Raw genomic sequence first — 12,501 nt, 5'->3', positions numbered from 1 at the left:
ACCCAGCACTCCCCCGCTGAACGCTCCGGTCGCGCGGCTAAGCGGCCACGCCCCGCGCCAGCAGGTCCGAGATGGCGTCGACCGTGCGGAGCGTCGGTACCTCGATGTCGCACATCGCGGCGAGTTCGACGACCGCCGCGAGCAGCACGTCGAGCTCCATCGGCTTCCCCTTCTCCAGGTCCTGGAGCGTGGAGGTCCGGTGGTCCCCGACCCGTTCCGCGCCGGCCAGCCGGCGTTCGACGGAGATGTCGGGGTGGCAGCCGAGTGCCTCGGCGACCCGGAGCGTCTCGGTCATCATCAGCTGGATGACCTCGCGTGTGCTGCGGTGCAGGCACATCTCCCGCATCGTGGCGCGGGTCAGCGCGCTGATGGGGTTGAAGGAGATGTTGCCGAGGAGCTTGATCCAGATTTCGTTACGGAGTTCGGCCTCGACCGGACATTTGAGCCCGCCCGCCCGCATGGCCTCGCTGAACTCCTTGGTGCGCGGCGAGAGCGACCGGTCCGGCTCCCCGATGGAGAACCGGGTGCCTTCCAAGTGGCGTACGACTCCGGGCCCTTCCAGCTCCGTCGCCGCGTAGACCACACAGCCGATGGCGCGCTCCGGCGGCAGGACCGCGCTGACGGAGCCGCCGGGGTCGACGCTCTCGATACGGCGGCCGTCGTGCGGGCCGCCGTGCCGGTGGAAGTACCACCAGGGGATGCCGTTCTGCGCGGCGATGACCGCCGTGTGGTCCTGGAGCAGAGGCGCGATGAGCGGCCCGCACGCCGCGTACGAATTCGCCTTGAGGCCCAGGAACACATGGTCGACCGGCCCGATGTCGGCCGGGTCGTCGGTGGCGTGCACCCGCGCGGTCCAATCACCGCGCGGACTGAACACCCGGACTCCGTGCTGCCTCATGGCCGCCAAGTGCGGTCCACGGGCGATGAGATGGACTTCGGCGCCTGCGCGATCCAGCGCGGCACCGACATAGGCGCCGATCGCACCGGCGCCGACGACTGCGACTTTCACCGTGGGGCTCTCCGTTCGCTTTGAGGGTGTTGAGAGAAGCGTGGGAATCAGCGAAGAGACACATGTTGCCGACGATATATTGTCTACAGTATGGAATAACTGCCGACAAGACTTCTGTCGTCGGCATACGGTCGACCTGGAACAGGTAAAAGATCTTCCCAAACGGTGGGAACGGTTCCTAGAGTTCGCGACCATGACCCCACCACTCGCCCCGGTCGGCTGGAGCCGCTGGCTGGTACCCCCCGCCGCGCTCTCGGTGCACCTCTCGATCGGTCAGGCCTACGCCTGGAGCGTGTTCAAGCCGCCGCTGGAATCCGCTCTCGACCTCTCAGGCACCCAGAGCGCCCTGCCCTTCCAGCTGGGCATCGTGATGCTCGGCCTCTCCGCCGCCTTCGGCGGCACCCTCGTCGAACGCAACGGCCCACGCTGGGCGATGACCGTCGCCCTCATCTGCTTCTCGTCCGGCTTCCTGCTCTCCGCGCTCGGCGCCGCGACCGAACAGTTCTGGCTGATCGTCTTCGGCTACGGCTTCGTCGGCGGCATCGGACTCGGCATCGGCTACATCTCACCCGTCTCGACACTGATCAAGTGGTTCCCCGACCGGCCGGGGATGGCGACCGGCATCGCCATCATGGGCTTCGGCGGCGGCGCGCTCATCGCGTCGCCGTGGTCCGCGCAGATGCTGGAGTCGTTCGGCTCCAGCAGCGACGGCATCGCCAAGGCCTTCCTCGTACACGGCCTGGTCTACGCGGTGTTCATGCTGCTCGGTGTCCTGCTGATCCGTGTGCCACGCCCCGACGCGGCGCCGAAGGCGGCGCCCGCGCCCGCGTCGGCCCTGATAACCACCGCCCAGGTCTCCGCCAAGTCCGCCGTCCGCACACCGCAGTTCTGGCTGCTGTGGATCGTCCTCTGTATGAACGTCACCGCGGGCATCGGCATCCTGGAGAAGGCCGCGCCGATGATCACGGACTTCTTCGCCGACACCGGCACGCCGGTCTCCGTCTCGGCAGCGGCCGGTTTCGTCGCCCTGCTGTCGGCGGCCAACATGGCCGGGCGCATCGGCTGGTCGTCCACCTCCGACGTGATCGGCCGCAAGAACACCTACCGCGTCTATCTGGGCGTCGGCGCCCTGATGTATCTGCTGATCGCGCAGTTCGGCGACTCCTCGAAGCCGCTCTTCATCATCTGCGCGCTGGTGATCCTCTCCTTCTACGGAGGCGGCTTCGCCACCGTCCCCGCCTATCTCAAGGACCTGTTCGGCACCTACCAGGTGGGCGCGATCCACGGACGGCTGCTCACCGCCTGGTCCGCGGCCGGCGTCCTCGGCCCGCTCATCGTCAACCGGGTGGCCGACAGCCAGGAGGAGGCGGGCAAGAGCGGGCCCGGACTGTACGGGCTCTCGCTGACCATCATGATCGGGCTGCTCGTCGTCGGTTTCGTGGCGAACGAACTGGTCCGCCCCGTACACCCGCGCCACCACCGGCCGGAGAACACCACCGGCACGGAGCCGGCAGAACCGAAGGAGGCCGCCGATGACCACAGCACCGGAGAGCGGGAGCGCAGTGCCTGAGTCCCGGCGAACCGCGCTGATCGTCTTCGCCTGGCTCTGGGTGGGTGTCCCACTCGCGTACGGTCTGTACGAACTCGTCCGCAAGGCCACCCAGCTCTTCACGGGCTGACTTGGGACGGCGCCGGATGATCCGGAGTCTCCAAGAGGAAGCAAAGAATCCTGTTGGGTCGGCTGCCCCCTTACTCGTGAGTCGCTGACGAGACTGGGAATCTCCTGACGTCGACCGAAAAGGAGGTCCCGGGCATGACCGGCACTCGTATCGCCGCGCTCGGGCACTACCAGCCCGCCCAGGTGCTCACCAACGACGACCTGGCGGGCATGGTCGACACCAGTGATGAGTGGATCAGGAGCCGCGTCGGCATCAGAACGAGGCATGTGGCCGGGCCCGACGAGCCCGTGGACGAGTTGGCGGCGCACGCCGCCGCCAAGGCGCTCGCCGCGGCCGGCCTCATGCCCACGGACATCGACCTCGTCCTGGTCGCCACGTCCACGGCGATCGACCGGTCGCCGAACATGGCCGCCCGCGTCGCCGCCCGGCTCGCCATGGGCTCACCTGCCGTGATGGACCTCAACGTGGTCTGCGCCGGCTTCACCCACGCGCTGGCCACCGCCGACCACACCGTACGGGCCGGGGCGGCGACCCGCGCGCTGGTCATCGGCGCGGACAAGATGGCCGACGTCGCCGACTGGACCGACCGCTCCACCTGCGTCCTGCTCGGCGACGGCGCGGGTGCCGCGGTCGTCGAGGCGGTCAAGCCGGGCGAGGAGCCGGGCATCGGCCCGGTGCTGTGGGGCTCGGTCCCCGAGATGGGCAACGCCGTACGGATCGAGGGCACCCCGCCCCGCTTCGCCCAGGAGGGCCAGTCGGTCTACCGCTGGGCCACCACCCAACTCCCGCCGATCGCGCGGAAGGTGTGCGAGCGCGCGGGCATCGCCCCCGAGGACCTGGCCGCCGTCGTACTGCACCAGGCCAACCTGCGGATCATCGAACCCGTCGCCCAGAAGATCGGCGCGGTCAACGCGGTCGTCGCGCGCGACGTCGTGGACTCCGGCAACACCTCGGCCGCGTCCATCCCCATGGCGCTGTCCAAACTGGTCGAGCGCGGCGAGGTGGAATCCGGCGCTCCGGCGCTCCTGTTCGGGTTTGGCGGAAATCTCTCTTACGCCGGCCAGGTCATCCGCTGCCCCTGAGCGCTACGGTTCTCGGTAGACTGTAGACGATAGCCAATCGTTGCCGTCTTTTGCCGGGGACTTTGCCGTAGATCAGCCAGGAGGGGGACCGCATGTTGTCCGCAGGACTGCCGCAGGGCTCAGTGCCCAAACTCGAACGACCCGGACCGCTGCGCGAGCGCGTCTACGAGGCCCTGCTGGAGCTGATCACTGTCCGCCAACTGCGGCCGGGACAGCATCTGGTGGAGAGCGAACTCGCCGGTCATCTCGGCGTCTCCCGGCAGCCCGTACGCGAGGCGCTCCAGCGGCTGAACACCGAGGGGTGGGTCGATCTCCGGCCTGCCCAGGGAGCGTTCGTCCATGAGCCGACCGAGGCGGAGGCGGACCAGCTGCTCTCGGTGCGTACGCTCCTGGAGGCCGAGGCGGCAAGGCTTGCGGCCGCGAATTCCGGCTCGGCCGGCATCGCGGCGCTTGAGGCGCTCTGCGCCAAGGGTGAGCAGTCGGTGGCCGACGACGACGTGGACCTCACGGTCGCGACGAACGCGGCGTTCCACGCGAAGGTGATGGAGCTGGCGGGGAACGTCGTGCTGGCGGAGCTCGCGGCGCAGGTGGACCGCCGGGTGCGCTGGTACTACACGCCGGTGGCGCGCCAGCGCGGCAAGCAGTCCTGGATCGAGCACCGGGCCCTGATCGCGGCGATCTCCGCACGCGACGAGCGGGCGGCGACGGAGGTCATGCGCGCCCACACGGAGCAGACGCGTTCCACGTACCACCACCGCGGGGACACCCAGGTCTGACCGATTCGCACGTGTGCAGTTGAAGAGCAAGGCGCCTCCGGCCGGTCGCGGAGGCGCCTTTCGTATGCCCGGCGACAGATGCCGAGGTGGCCGCCGCGAAACGCCTTTGTCCTGACTGTGGAGAAAGTTAGGAGCGATTCATGCTCAACTTCTTCCCACTCGGGGAAAGCGCTGCTACGTTCCCCTCGAAAGCCCGTCGAAACGAAACCGACGTAGCGACGCATCACAGAGCCGAGAGGCGGGGAGGGGCGCGTGAGACGTATGACCGCACGACCCGCGAACGCTCATCAGGCGCGACTGCTCCGGCTCTTGCGTGACGGTGGGCCCAACTCCCGCGCCCAGCTCGGTGACCAGGTCGACCTCTCCCGCTCCAAGCTCGCCGTGGAGGTCGACCGGCTGCTGGAGACCGGACTTGTCGTCGCGGACGGACTCGCCGCGTCGCGCGGTGGCCGCCGTTCCCACAACATCCGGCTCGCGCCCGCCCTCCGCTTCCTCGGGGTGGACATCGGCGCCACGTCCATCGACGTCGCCGTCACCAACGCCGAACTCGAAGTGCTCGGGCATGTCAACCACCCCATGGACGTCCGTGAGGGCCCGGTCGCCGTCTTCGAGCAGGTGCTCGCGATGGCCGCCAAGCTCAAGGCTTCGGGCCTCGCCGACGGGTACGACGGCGCCGGCATCGGCGTTCCCGGCCCGGTCCGCTTCCCCGAAGGTGTACCGGTCGCGCCGCCGATCATGCCCGGCTGGGACGGTTTTCCCGTACGCGAGGCGCTCAGCCAGGATCTGGGCTGCCCCGTCATGGTCGACAACGACGTGAACCTGATGGCGATGGGCGAGCAGCACGCGGGCGTCGCACGCTCCGTGGGCGACTTCCTCTGCGTCAAGATCGGCACCGGTATCGGCTGCGGCATCGTGGTCGGCGGCGAGGTCTACCGGGGCACCACCGGCAGCGCGGGCGACATCGGCCATATCCGGGTCGAGCCCGACGGGCGCGCCTGCGTCTGCGGCAACAGGGGTTGCCTGGAAGCCCACTTCAGCGGTGCCGCGCTGGCCAGGGACGCCGAGGACGCCGCCCGTACGGGCCGTTCCGCCGAACTCGCCGCGCGCCTCGAAGCGGCAGGCCGACTCACCGCCGCCGACGTCGCCGTGGCCGCCGCGGCAGGCGACCCCACCGCCCTCTACCTCATCCGCGAGGGCGGCAACCGGGTCGGCCAGGTCATCGCCGGACTCGTCAGCTTCTTCAACCCGGGCCTCGTCGTGATCGGCGGCGGGGTGACCGGCCTCGGCCACACCCTGCTGGCCAGCGTCCGCACCCAGGTCTACCGCCAGTCGCTCCCGCTGGCCACCGGCAATCTCCCCATCGTGCTGGGGGAGTTGGGACCGACCGCCGGAGTCACCGGAGCTGCCCGCCTCATCAGCGACCACCTCTTCTCCCCGGCCTGACACCGGTACCCCCGGCGCCGGGCCGTACGGCACACGCTTCATCCGCACAACCGAAATAACAGCAAAAGACATAACAAAAGCATCACCGGTCACGGCGTCACCCAGCTCCCGGCGCCACGCGCATCACCCGCACCGAGCCGCACCACAGCACCGAGCCGCTCCACCGCACTGAGCCGCACCACCGCACCTCGCACCGCCCTGTTCCGCACGCCCGCAAGCCCGCTCACCGGCCGCATCCGCCGAGGGGATACGCCATGGCACCAGCACCACCCGAAGGCCACCTGCTCACCATGTCCGGCATCACCAAGCTGTTCCCGGGCGTCCGCGCCCTGGACGGCGTGGACCTGGAGGTCCAGGCAGGCGAAGTCCACTGTCTGCTCGGCCAGAACGGGGCCGGCAAGTCCACACTCATCAAGGTGCTCGCCGGCGCGCACCAGCCCGACGACGGTGTCATCACCTGGCGCGGCGAAGAGGTCCAGCTCAAGTCACCCATCGCGGCGATGAAGCTCGGCATCGCGACCATCTACCAGGAACTCGACCTCGTCGAGGGCCTGTCGGTCGCCGAGAACATCTTCCTCGGACATGAGCCGACCTCCGCCGGTTTCATCGTCAAGGGCGGCGAGGCCAGGACCGCAGCCACCGCGCTGCTCGCGCGGCTCGGCCACCCCGAGATCCCCGCGGGCCGGCAGGTCGGTGAACTCTCCGCCGCCCACCAGCAGATCGTCTCCATGGCCCGCGCGCTCTCCCACGACGTGCGCCTGATCGTGATGGACGAGCCGTCGGCGGCGCTCGACCCGGACGAGGTCGACAACCTCTTCCGTATCGTCGACACGCTCACCGCCGACGGTGTCGCCGTCATCTACATCTCCCACCGCCTGGAGGAGATCCGCCGGATCGGCGACCGGGTGACCGTCATCAAGGACGGCCGCACCGTGGCCGTGGGTCTGCCCGCGAAGGAGACCCCGACCAGCGAGGTCGTCTCCCTGATGACCGGCCGGGAGGTCGCGTACGTCTTCCCCGACCGGCCCGCGGTTGCCGACGCCCCGCGGGGCGAGCCCGTGCTGCGGACCGAAGGACTCACCAGGGAGGGCGAGTTCGAACCGGTCGACCTCGAACTGCGGCCCGGCGAGATCGTCGGCCTCGCGGGACTCGTCGGCTCCGGACGCTCCGAGATCCTGGAGACCATCTTCGGCGCCCGCAAGCCCACGGCCGGCCGGGTGCTGGTCGACGGCCAGGAGCTCAAGCCCGGCAGCGTCCGCGCCGCCGTACGCGCCGGACTGGGCCTCGCCCCCGAGGAGCGCAAGGCCCAGGCCCTGCTGCTCATCGAGTCGGTCACCCGCAATGTGTCGGTGTCGTCGCTGTCCCGGTTCTCCAAGGGCGGCTGGCTCGACAGCTCCGGGGAGCGCAAGGCCGCCAGGGCCGCGACCCAGGAGCTCTCCCTGCGCCCCGACAACCCGGACGCGGTCATCCGCACCCTGTCCGGCGGCAACCAGCAGAAGGCGGTCCTGGCCCGCTGGCTGCTGCGCGGCTGCCGGGTCCTGCTTCTCGACGAACCCACCCGCGGTGTGGACGTCGGCGCGCGCGCCGAGCTCTACGCCGTGATCCGCCGCCTGGCCGACGAAGGCCTCGCCGTACTTCTCGTCTCCAGCGAGGTCCCCGAGGTCCTTGGCCTCGCCGACCGGGTGCTGGTGCTCCGGGAGGGCCGTGTCGTCCACACGTCACCGGCCCAGGAGCTGGACGAGCACCGTGTACTCGACCTTGTGATGGAAGGGAGCCCGACGCCATGAAACAGCCTGCCTCTGAGGCGCAGCAGGGCGGGCCCGAGGCCGCACCCGCCGCCGACGCCGCACCCGTGCCGCTGACCAAGCCCGCCGGAAAGACCCCGGGAGGGTCCAAGGGCCCGGCGCTCGGGCTGCGTCTCGATTTCCGTACGCTCTCGCTGCTCGGCGTGCTCGCCGCCCTGATAGTCGTCGGCGGTATCACCAAGCCCGAACAGTTCCTGGACACCAGCAACCTCCAGCTGGTACTCACCCAGGCGTCGATCATCGGTGTCGTCACCGTCGGCATGACGTTCGTCATCACCAGCGGCGGCATCGACCTGTCGGTGGGCGCGATCGTCGCCCTGGCCTCGGTGTGGGCGACGACCGTGGCGACCCAGGAGTACGGCTTCGCCGGCATCCTGTTCACCGCGATCTTCGTGGGTCTGGCCTGTGGTCTGGTCAACGGAGTACTGATCGCGTACGGCGGCATGGCCCCGTTCATCGCCACCCTCGCGATCATGGCGTCCGCCCGTGGTCTGGCGCTCCAGATCACCGACGGCAACACGCAGATCGTCACCCTGAAGTCGGTGCTCGACCTCGGCGCCCGTGACTCGTACATCCTCGGGATCCCGCCGCTCGTCATCATCTTCGCGCTGGTGACCGTGGTCGGCTGGCTGCTGCTGAACCGTACGACCTTCGGCCGCCGCACCATCGCGGTCGGCGGCAACGCGGAGGCGACCCGGCTCGCCGGTATCGACGTCCGCAGGCAGCGGCTGTATCTGTACCTGTTCTCCGGGCTCTGCTGCGGTATCGCGGCCTTCATGCTGATCGTGCTCTCCGGCTCAGGCCAGAACACGAACGGAAACCTCTACGAACTCGACGCCATCGCGGCGGCGATCATCGGCGGCACCCTGCTCAGCGGTGGCCGCGGGACGATCGTCGGCTCCGTGCTCGGTGTCCTGATCTTCACCACCATCACCAACATCTTCGCCCTCAACAACCTGCAGAGCGACGTCCAGCAGATCGCCAAGGGCGCGATCATCGTCGCCGCCGTACTGGTCCAGCGCCGCACGGCGCGCCACGGCGAGGCCTGACCTCGTTACCCCCGGGGCCCAGCCTCGTACCGCTTCCTACGCACCGCTCCATCCGCTCTCCTGAAGGGGACGAACCGCCATGCCAGAAACGAGCCGCAGAGGACTCCTGTTCGGCACCGCCGCGATTTCCGCAGGTGCCTTCCTCACCGCCTGCACCAGCAACGAGAAGGACGACGAGCCCGCGGCGAACAATGAGCCGGCGGCCGACGACAAGCCCGGCAAGCCGGTCACCATCGGCTTCGCGGGCCCCCAGGCCGACCACGGCTGGCTGAACGCCATCAACGACAACGCCCGTTCGCAGGCGAAGAAGTACTCGGACGTCACGCTCGACATCACCGAGGGCTCGAACGACACGGCCGCCCAGATCGGCCAGATCGACGCCCTGATCAACAAGAAGGTCGACGTCCTGGTGATCCTGCCGGCCGACGGCAAGGCCCTGACCCAGGCCGGTCTCAAGGCGATGCGCGCGGGCATCCCCGTCATCAACCTGGACCGTATCTTCGCCGACCCGCAGGCGTTCCGCTGCTACGTCGGCGGTGACAACTACGGCATGGGCGTCAACGCCGGCAACTACATCGGCGAGAAGCTGAAGGACAAGGCGAACGCCACCGTCATCGAACTCTCGGGCCCCGACAGCCTGGAGCTGACCCAGCAGCGCACCAAGGGCTTCGACGACGCGCTCAAGAACTACCCGAACATCAAGAAGGTCGCCCGCCAGGCGGCCGACTTCACCGTCGAGTCCGGCCAGGCCAAGATGGCCCAGCTGCTCCAGGCGCAGTCCAAGTTCGACGCCCTCTGGAACCACGACGACGACCAGGGTGTCGGCGCGCTGCGCGCGATCGACCAGGCCGGCCGTGACGGCTTCCTGATGGTCGGCGGCGCCGGCGCCAAGGCGGCGATGGACGCCATCAAGGCCGACAACAGTGTCCTGAAGGCGACCGTGCTGTACCCGCCGATCATGGCGTCGTCGGCGATCGACCTCGCCCGTGCGCTGGGCCAGGGCAAGGGCGTCAGCGGTCTGGCCGGTCTGGAGATCCCGGCCCAGGTCACCCTGTTCTCTGCGGTCGTCGACAAGACCAACATCGACGAGTACCTGCCCCAGGGATTCAGCTGACCGGCTCCGCCCGGCCTGACCCCCACACGCGCGAGAAGACGAGGAGTACTCCCTTATGACCAGCAGGGAAGCGTCGGAGAAGGAAGCCGGCGCACCGCCGCCACTCGGTATCGGCATGATCGGATACTCGTTCATGGGTGCCGCCCACTCGCAGGGCTGGCGCACGGCGGGACATGTCTTCGATCTGCCGATGCGGCCGGAACTCGCCGCCATCTGCGGGCGGGACGAGGCGGCCGTCGCCAAGGCGGCCGACAAACTCGGCTGGGCCGCCGCCGAGACCGACTGGCGGGACCTCATCGCGCGTGACGACGTGCAGCTGGTCGACATCTGTACGCCGGGGGACAGCCACGCGGAGATCGCCATCGCCGCGCTGGAGGCGGGCAAGCACGTCCTGTGCGAGAAGCCGCTGGCCAACTCGGTCGCCGAGGCCGAGGCCATGGTCCGGGCCGCCGAAGAGGCTCGGTCCCGCGGGCAGTTGGCCATGGTGGGCTTCAACTACCGGCGGGTGCCCGCCATCGCGTACGCCCGCAAGCTGATCGAGGAGGGCAGGCTCGGCGCGCTCCGGCATGTGCGGGTCACCTACCTCCAGGACTGGCTGGTCGACGCCGAGTTCCCCCTCACCTGGCGGCTCAAGCGTGAGCACGCGGGGTCGGGGGCGCTCGGCGACCTGGGCGCGCACATCGTGGACCTCGCACAGTTCCTCGCGGGGGAGCCGCTGGTCGGGGTCTCGGCGATGACCGAGACGTTCGTACGGGAGAGGCCGCTGCTCTCCGGAGCGTCGGCCGGTCTCTCGGCGTCCGGCGGCGCCGAGCTCGGCCCGGTCACCGTGGACGACGCCGCGCTGTTCACCGGGCGGCTCGCCTCGGGGGCACTGGCCTCCTTCGAGGCCACCCGGATGGCGGCGGGACGCAAGAACGCGCTGCGGCTGGAGATCAACGGCGAGCACGGCTCGCTCGCCTTCGATCTGGAGCGCCTCAACGAGCTGTCGTTCCACGACCAGTCGGAGCCCGCGGTCAGCGCGGGATTCCGGCGGATCCTGGTCACCGAGTCCGAGCACCCCTATCTGGATGCCTGGTGGCCGCCGGGCCACGGGCTCGGCTACGAGCACACCTTCGTGCACCAGGCGAAGGATCTGGTCGAGGCGATCGCCGCCGGAACCGATCCCGCGCCCTCCTTCGCCGACGGCCTCCAGGTGCAGCGGGTCCTCGCCGCCGTGGAGGACAGCGCGGAGAAGAACGCCATCTACACACCCGTGCCGGCCCCGTCCGGAACCGAGTCCTGAGAGAAGGTCCGTATGCCACGCCCGTTCACGCTGTTCACCGGCCAGTGGGCCGATCTGCCACTGGAAGAGGTCTGCCGGCTCGCCCGTGACTTCGGTTACGACGGACTGGAACTGGCCTGCTGGGGCGACCACTTCGAGGTCGACAAGGCGCTCACCGACCCCGGCTATCTGGAGAGCCGCCACCAGCTGCTCGACAAGTACGGCCTCAAGTGCTGGGCGATCTCCAACCACTTGGTCGGCCAGGCGGTCTGCGACAGCATCATCGACGAGCGCCACCAGAACATCCTGCCGGCCCGGATCTGGGGCGACGGGGAGGCCGAAGGCGTACGCCAGAGGGCCGCGGCCGAGATCAAGGACACCGCGCGGGCCGCCGCCGCCTTCGGTGTCAACACGGTCATCGGCTTCACCGGTTCGTCCATCTGGCATCTGCTGGCGATGTTCCCGCCGGTGCCGCCCACCATGATCGAGCGCGGCTACGACGACTTCGCGGAGCGGTGGAACCCGATCCTCGACGTCTTCGACACCGAGGGTGTGCGCTTCGCCCACGAGGTGCACCCGGGCGAGATCGCGTACGACTACTGGACCACGAAGCAGGCGCTGGAAGCGGTCGACCACCGGCCCGCGTTCGGGCTGAACTTCGACCCGAGCCATTTCGTCTGGCAGGACCTGGACCCGACCGGATTCCTCTACGACTTCCGGGACCGGATCTACCACGTCGACTGCAAGGAGGCGCGCAAGCGTCTCGACGGCCGCAACGGCAGGCTCGGCTCGCACCTGCCCTGGGGCGACCCGCGGCGCGGCTGGGACTTCGTCTCGGCCGGGCACGGCGACGTGCCGTGGGAGGACGTCTTCCGCATGCTGGGGGCGATCAACTACGAGGGCCCGATCTCGGTGGAGTGGGAGGACGCCGGTATGGACCGGCTCGCCGGCGCCCCCGAGGCGCTCGCCGATCTGAAGCGGTTCGACTTCGACCGGCCGACCGCGTCCTTCGACGCGGCCTTCGGCGGCGGCGAATAGCAGGCCGGTAGGCCGTGTCTTCGAAGTAGCGCCGTCCGCCTGCAAGGCGGGGCCCGCGGCGTCTGGTGCGGTGCATCGCAAGGCGGAGGATCGTGCTCGTACTGGGCGTACTCGCACGACTCCGACAACGCGGCGAGGTGCCGTGCCAGGCGCCGCGGCCAGGCGGGACTTCGAAGACACGGCCTACGGCCCGGCGGTGAACCTTCCACCGCCGGGCCGTCAGGCATGCCCGGAAACGCTTTGTC

Annotated in this window: 11 protein-coding genes; 10 read left to right on the top strand and 1 reads right to left on the bottom strand. The window is 69.4% G+C overall.

The features are described from left to right. Positions 1-37: 37 nt before the first annotated feature. The gene (locus ACFWV8_RS28625; protein ID WP_384209935.1) at positions 38-1,009 is read right to left on the bottom strand and encodes a 2-dehydropantoate 2-reductase; all 972 of its coding nucleotides are present in this window, start codon (positions 1,007-1,009) and stop codon (positions 38-40) included. A 193-nt stretch (positions 1,010-1,202) separates the two neighbouring features. Between ACFWV8_RS28625 and ACFWV8_RS28620 the strand changes: the two genes are divergently transcribed. The 10 genes from ACFWV8_RS28620 to ACFWV8_RS28575 all read left to right on the top strand — a co-directional run bounded on the left by ACFWV8_RS28620 (position 1,203) and on the right by ACFWV8_RS28575 (position 12,256). After that, entirely contained in the window at positions 1,203-2,579 is a 1,377-nt protein-coding gene (locus ACFWV8_RS28620; protein ID WP_329379224.1) for an OFA family MFS transporter, read from the top strand. Then, entirely contained in the window at positions 2,542-2,688 is a 147-nt protein-coding gene (locus ACFWV8_RS28615; RefSeq protein WP_329379222.1) for a hypothetical protein, read from the top strand. Before ACFWV8_RS28620 ends, ACFWV8_RS28615 begins: the two co-directional genes overlap by 38 nt. Before the next feature lie 134 nt (positions 2,689-2,822). Beyond that, entirely contained in the window at positions 2,823-3,770 is a 948-nt protein-coding gene (locus tag ACFWV8_RS28610; protein WP_384209923.1) for a beta-ketoacyl-ACP synthase III, read from the top strand. Positions 3,771-3,862: 92 nt separating this feature from the next. Continuing rightward, on the top strand, positions 3,863-4,546 hold the full coding sequence (locus tag ACFWV8_RS28605; RefSeq protein WP_329379218.1) for a GntR family transcriptional regulator: 684 nt from the start codon (positions 3,863-3,865) through the stop codon (positions 4,544-4,546). Between the two features lie 261 nt (positions 4,547-4,807). After that, positions 4,808-5,989, top strand: a complete 1,182-nt coding sequence (locus ACFWV8_RS28600; RefSeq protein ID WP_329379216.1) for an ROK family transcriptional regulator — start codon at positions 4,808-4,810, stop codon at positions 5,987-5,989. Positions 5,990-6,243: 254 nt separating this feature from the next. Then, positions 6,244-7,776, top strand: coding sequence for a sugar ABC transporter ATP-binding protein (locus tag ACFWV8_RS28595; protein ID WP_384209906.1), 1,533 nt, complete (start codon positions 6,244-6,246; stop codon positions 7,774-7,776). After that, positions 7,773-8,843, top strand: coding sequence for an ABC transporter permease (locus ACFWV8_RS28590; RefSeq protein ID WP_329379212.1), 1,071 nt, complete (start codon positions 7,773-7,775; stop codon positions 8,841-8,843). The genes ACFWV8_RS28595 and ACFWV8_RS28590 overlap by 4 nt, the downstream gene beginning before the upstream one ends. Positions 8,844-8,922: 79 nt before the next feature. Then, complete coding sequence (locus ACFWV8_RS28585) at positions 8,923-9,957, top strand: substrate-binding domain-containing protein (protein WP_329379210.1); 1,035 nt, start codon at positions 8,923-8,925, stop codon at positions 9,955-9,957. Positions 9,958-10,012: 55 nt separating this feature from the next. Then, positions 10,013-11,239: a Gfo/Idh/MocA family protein gene (locus tag ACFWV8_RS28580; protein WP_384209894.1), complete on the top strand. Its 1,227-nt coding sequence runs from the start codon at positions 10,013-10,015 to the stop codon at positions 11,237-11,239. 12 nt (positions 11,240-11,251) lie between these two features. Beyond that, positions 11,252-12,256 carry a sugar phosphate isomerase/epimerase family protein gene (locus tag ACFWV8_RS28575; RefSeq protein ID WP_329379206.1) on the top strand — a complete coding sequence of 335 codons (1,005 nt, stop codon included), beginning with the start codon at positions 11,252-11,254 and terminating at the stop codon, positions 12,254-12,256. Positions 12,257-12,501: the final 245 nt, after the last annotated feature.

The sequence above is a fragment of the Streptomyces sp. NPDC058665 genome, assembly GCF_042714995.1.
In the GTDB taxonomy this organism is placed as follows: Bacteria; Actinomycetota; Actinomycetes; order Streptomycetales; family Streptomycetaceae; genus Streptomyces.
Note: the sequence above shows the minus strand (reverse complement) of the source record. Positions and strands in the feature narration are given on the sequence as shown.

Excerpts from the sequence above, each read along its gene's own strand:
- ACFWV8_RS28620 (WP_329379224.1), top strand. The coding sequence starts at position 1,203 with ATGACCCCACCACTCGCCCCGGTCGGCTGGAGCCGCTGGCTGGTACCC.
- ACFWV8_RS28615 (WP_329379222.1), top strand. The coding sequence starts at position 2,542 with ATGACCACAGCACCGGAGAGCGGGAGCGCAGTGCCTGAGTCCCGGCGA.
- ACFWV8_RS28610 (WP_384209923.1), top strand. The coding sequence starts at position 2,823 with ATGACCGGCACTCGTATCGCCGCGCTCGGGCACTACCAGCCCGCCCAG.
- ACFWV8_RS28605 (WP_329379218.1), top strand. The coding sequence starts at position 3,863 with ATGTTGTCCGCAGGACTGCCGCAGGGCTCAGTGCCCAAACTCGAACGA.
- ACFWV8_RS28600 (WP_329379216.1), top strand. The coding sequence starts at position 4,808 with ATGACCGCACGACCCGCGAACGCTCATCAGGCGCGACTGCTCCGGCTC.
- ACFWV8_RS28595 (WP_384209906.1), top strand. The coding sequence starts at position 6,244 with ATGGCACCAGCACCACCCGAAGGCCACCTGCTCACCATGTCCGGCATC.
- ACFWV8_RS28590 (WP_329379212.1), top strand. The coding sequence starts at position 7,773 with ATGAAACAGCCTGCCTCTGAGGCGCAGCAGGGCGGGCCCGAGGCCGCA.
- ACFWV8_RS28585 (WP_329379210.1), top strand. The coding sequence starts at position 8,923 with ATGCCAGAAACGAGCCGCAGAGGACTCCTGTTCGGCACCGCCGCGATT.
- ACFWV8_RS28580 (WP_384209894.1), top strand. The coding sequence starts at position 10,013 with ATGACCAGCAGGGAAGCGTCGGAGAAGGAAGCCGGCGCACCGCCGCCA.
- ACFWV8_RS28575 (WP_329379206.1), top strand. The coding sequence starts at position 11,252 with ATGCCACGCCCGTTCACGCTGTTCACCGGCCAGTGGGCCGATCTGCCA.